The sequence below is a fragment of the Thiobacillus sp. genome (genome assembly GCF_024708915.1).
Genome location: NZ_JANJXQ010000098.1, coordinates 1 through 2,823, shown reverse-complemented (window position 1 = coordinate 2,823; position 2,823 = coordinate 1). Strand labels below are relative to the sequence as shown.

Genomic DNA, 2,823 nt, shown 5'->3' with positions numbered 1-2,823 from the left:
GCCGCCGGCAGGCCGAGCTGTTCCGCGACGGCGTGGTAGGGGCGCGGCGCGAGCGGCAGCCCGGCCTGCGTCGCCTGGATGATGCGGCGGTCGGTGTCGTCGAGCGGGCGGAAATTGTCGGGGGCGTTCATACGTGCAGTTTCAGTTCCACGAAATATTCGCGGATCTTCGGCATGTTGTAGACCGGGTAGCCGCTCTCGCGCTCGATGCGCGCCATCGTGTCCTGCTGCGCGGCGGGGGTTTCGGTGGCGAGCACGAACCACATGCTGAGGCGGTGGTCGCGCGCGTAGTTGTGCGCCACCTCGGGCTGCCGGTTGACGATTTCCGTCACCCGCTCGAAGTCCTGCGGCGGAATCTCCATCGCCGCCAGACTCAGCGCGCCACCCATCTGCGCCGCATGGTACATGGGGCCGAAGCGCGACAGCAGGCCGCGCGCGAGCAGGCTGTCGATGCGGGCAATGACGGTCGCCTCGTCGCTGCCGATGCGGGCCGCCACCTCGGCATAGGGCTGTTCGCAGATCGGGAAGCCGCCTTGCAGGGTGTTGATCAGGGCGCGGTCGAGGTCGTCCATCACGTCGCCTCCGCCTCCGCCTTCGGCTGCGCCGCGACGTAGCGGGCGCCGGTCTGCTTGAAGCGCCGCTTGCTGAACAGCACCTCGCAGGGGAAATCCGTCAGCCCGCACTGGTCGCGTAAATGATCGAGATGCTGCAGCACCGCGGCTCGATCCTTGCCGTGAATCATGCAGAACAGGTTGTAGGGCCACTCGGGCAGCCGGCGCGGGCGCTGGTAGCAGAGATTCACCAGACCCGAGGCGCCGACGCAACGGCCGAATTCGTCGACCTGTTGGTCCGGGATATTCCACACCGCCATGGCATTGGCGCGGAAGCCCAGCTCGTGGTGGCGGACGACGATGCCCAGGCGTTTGATGACGCCGTGATCGAGCAGCCGTCCCAGCCGGATCAGCACGTCGGCTTCCGGCGTCCCGATGAATGCCGCGACTTCGGCATAGGGGCGCGCCACCAGGGGCAGGCCTTCCTGGATCGCCTCGACCAGGGCGTAGTCCAGCGCGTCGAGTGCGAGCGGGCGCGACGGTGCGGCCTTCTGCTGCTGCCGGCCGCCATGCCCGACCGTGCGGCGCAGGTCGAAGCCAAGGTCGATGTGGTAGTCCTGCACCATGGGCAGGCGCATGACCGCAAGGCCGCTCTGCCGCTCGATCGCGTGCAGCGCCTGCTCCAGCTGCGCCGGGTTCGCGGCCGCAGCGACGAACCAGAGGTTGAAACGGTGTTCGCGTTCGTAGTTGTGGTTGACCTCGGGGCGCGCGCTGACGAGCCGGGCCACTGCGTCAAGCCGCCCTTGCGGAACGGCCATGGCGGCGAGCGTGCTGACGCCGACGCGGTTGGGGCGGAACACCGCGCCGACGCGGCTGACGACGCCTTCCCGCGTCAGCCGGCGCAGGGTAGCGAGCAACGCCTCGACATCCAAACCGAGGCGCTGCGCGATGACATCGAAGGGTGTGGAGGTGAGCGGAAAGCCGCGCTGAAAATCGTTGAGCAGGCTGAGTTGGATGTCGCTCATAGTCCGATCCTGTGGGCACGCACGGTGAAGAAAATTCCGCTCGGGCTCTGCGCGGGCAGGGAGCCGATGCGGGCGAAGGTATCGGGGTCGTAGATCTCGATGCGGTTTTCGTCGCGCAGCGAAAGCCAGACCTGCTCGCCGCGCGGGGAAAACTCCAGGTGCAGCACCCCCTTGCCGGGCTTCAGGGTCTGCACGATGCGCTGCGAGGGCAGGTCGAGCACCTGCACCGTATCGTTGTCGGGAAAGGCGAAGTTGATCCACACCTGGCGCCCGTCGGGGCGCGCCACCGCGAACACCGCCTGGCCGGCGACCGCAACGCGGGCGATTTCCTTCCAGTTGGTCTGGTCGGCGATGATGACCTCGTGCTTGCCGACCGCGGGCAGCACGATCTGGTTGCCGGTCGCGGCCCAGCCTTCCAGGTGGGGCATCTTGTAGACCGGCAGTTTCTCGCCGTGGCGGCCGAACTCGACCAGCGCGCGCTTGACGCCGGCGTCGAGGTTCCACAGATCGAGCAGGGCCACCCCGTCCTCGCCGAAAAGCCCGGCAGCGTAGTGGCGGCCGTCGGAGGTGATCATGCCGTCGTAAGGCTCCCTGCCGACGCCGGTGAACTTGCGCAGGACCGGCTGCTTCGGGTCGTGCATGTCGGCGACCCAGATTTCGCCGGCCTCGAACAGGCTGAAGACGAAGCGCTGCCCGGGGGCGTCGACCAGGCCGACGACCTTGGAGCGCGCGCCGTCGGCGCCGACGGCGGGAATGTCGGCGACCAGCGCGAGCGTGTCGGCGTCGAATACTTTCACGCCGCCGGGTTGGTAGTTGGCCACGGCGACCAGCTTGCCGTCGGGCGAGATGGCGCCGCCGATGCTGTTGCCCCCCTGGATGATGCGGCGATCGATGCGCCGGGTCAGCAGGTCGATTTTGGTCAGTCCGCCGTCGCGGCCGAATACATAGGCATAGCGCGCGTCGCGCGAGTAACTGACGGAAGCGTGGGAGAGGTCGCCCAGGCCTTCCACTTTCGCCAGGCTGGTGCGGCGGGTGGTGTCGAGAATCTGCACGCTGCCGCTGGCGCGTTCGATGACGACGCCGAGGTCGCCGGTGCCGCGCAGGTTCGTGCCGGCGCAGCCGGTCAGGACGCCGAGGGCGAGCAGAAGAAAAATGGAAATCCTAGCGCGCATCGGGAAATCCCCTTTGCAGGCTGTCGACGATCCAGACAGCCTCGGATTCGGAGAGAAAGGTGCTCCAGGGCGGCAT

3 protein-coding genes are annotated in these 2,823 nt (G+C 67.8%); all 3 read right to left on the bottom strand.

Features of this window, described 5'->3' with window-relative positions:
- Positions 1-127 precede the first annotated feature (127 nt).
- Genes Q0L94_RS07655 through Q0L94_RS07645 form a run of 3 tightly spaced genes read right to left on the bottom strand, consistent with a single transcriptional unit; the run spans position 128 to position 2,747 of the window.
- Positions 128-571 (bottom strand): AsnC family transcriptional regulator, encoded by a 444-nt coding sequence (locus Q0L94_RS07655; protein ID WP_296752046.1) that lies wholly within the window; start codon positions 569-571, stop codon positions 128-130.
- Entirely contained in the window at positions 571-1,575 is a 1,005-nt protein-coding gene (locus Q0L94_RS07650) for an Lrp/AsnC family transcriptional regulator (protein WP_296752044.1), read from the bottom strand. The genes Q0L94_RS07655 and Q0L94_RS07650 overlap by 1 nt, the downstream gene beginning before the upstream one ends.
- A complete protein-coding gene (locus Q0L94_RS07645; RefSeq protein WP_296752040.1) occupies positions 1,572-2,747 on the bottom strand; it encodes a cytochrome D1 domain-containing protein in 1,176 nt (391 codons plus the stop codon). The genes Q0L94_RS07650 and Q0L94_RS07645 overlap by 4 nt, the downstream gene beginning before the upstream one ends.
- Between the last annotated feature and the right edge of the window lie 76 nt (positions 2,748-2,823).

What these genes read in the sequence shown, in the direction of transcription:
- Q0L94_RS07645 (WP_296752040.1), bottom strand. Translation starts at nt 2,747, where the DNA reads ATGCGCGCTAGGATTTCCATTTTTCTTCTGCTCGCCCTCGGCGTCCTG.
- Q0L94_RS07655 (WP_296752046.1), bottom strand. Translation starts at nt 571, where the DNA reads ATGGACGACCTCGACCGCGCCCTGATCAACACCCTGCAAGGCGGCTTC.
- Q0L94_RS07650 (WP_296752044.1), bottom strand. Translation starts at nt 1,575, where the DNA reads ATGAGCGACATCCAACTCAGCCTGCTCAACGATTTTCAGCGCGGCTTT.